This window comes from Aliterella sp. E5.1, assembly GCF_057473825.1.
The window spans coordinates 1-1,040 of sequence record NZ_JBYCCV010000483.1; the positions used below are offsets into that span (position 1 = coordinate 1).

Sequence of the window (1,040 nt, forward strand, 5' to 3'; positions counted from 1 at the left end):
ATTCGATTTCTTCACCAAGGCGGCAGATGAGTTTTACCCAAACTCATCCAATGGTTTCGTCTGTCCACTCTGTTTGCAAATCTTCGACTCTCTAGCTGGGTTGAACAGGGCTCATCTATGGCCTGAGTCTCTAGGAGGCCGTATTTTTACACTAGCTTGCTGCAAATGTAACTCTAAGATCGGCTCGCGGATAGAGAAACATGAAAAAGCTCGGGTTGACTACTTGAACTCGGATAAACTGCCGTTTACGGAGAAAACAGAAGGGGTTAAAGGTCATATCGGCGGCTTCTACTCTTTTAGAGAGATTGACGGTCAACCCACTCTAATAACCGAAATTAGCGACAAACATTCCAACCCGCTAACTCTTGCTGAAAATCGACGGCTGTTTGATACAGGAGAGATTTTACAGAAAAAAGTTACTTTGTCTTATAAGGGTAAGTTCAATAAAAGAACCGCGACTTTGACCTATCTACATTTTGCTTACATGTCGCTCTTTCATCTGGCAGGATACCAATGGATAAGAACGGCTCAAGCAGCAAAAATTCGTGAGCAACTTGCAAAACCAAAAGAGATTATCTTTCCAGTCATCCTTTACCAAAATTGAAAGAGAAGTCGCTGCTGAGCTGGCTCAGCCAAGTCAACCAATCGTATTTGAGGTGCAGGGTGAGACAGCTCTACAAGGCTATTTCGTAGCAACTCCAGAATTACCTCACGAAAACAAAAATCGTCTTGGGGTTTGGATTCCTAAAATTGTAACTACTGCAGACGCTTTCTCAAACCTGGGTTCTCAACCAAACAAACCTCTCAGCCTGAAATATCTAGGAACTGTCTGTAGTAAACCAGGACAACATGCCAAATGCTAGGTAGCCGTACCCACAAGGAAAGTAGTGCATTAACCGTCGTCGGGCTCGATCCGGGTCTCGCCAACCTCGGCCTCGGCGCCGTGCGCGAGGTCGGCCGTGAGGTGACCTGCCTGGGCAGTCAGCTGGTGCGGACAGATCGGAAGAGCGTCGGGGAGGGAAGGAGGGGAGATCGCGGAG

Annotated in this window: 1 protein-coding gene and 1 pseudogene; both read left to right on the plus strand. The window is 47.1% G+C overall.

All coding sequences use genetic code 11. The annotated features are described in order from the left end of the window. A pseudogene (locus tag AC2VE5_RS28410) lies at positions 1-604 on the plus strand (hypothetical protein); the annotation flags it as partial. Positions 605-856: 252 nt separating this feature from the next. Then, positions 857-1,040: crossover junction endodeoxyribonuclease RuvC (locus AC2VE5_RS28415; RefSeq protein WP_486890857.1), on the plus strand; the 184-nt coding region annotated here is incomplete at its 3' end.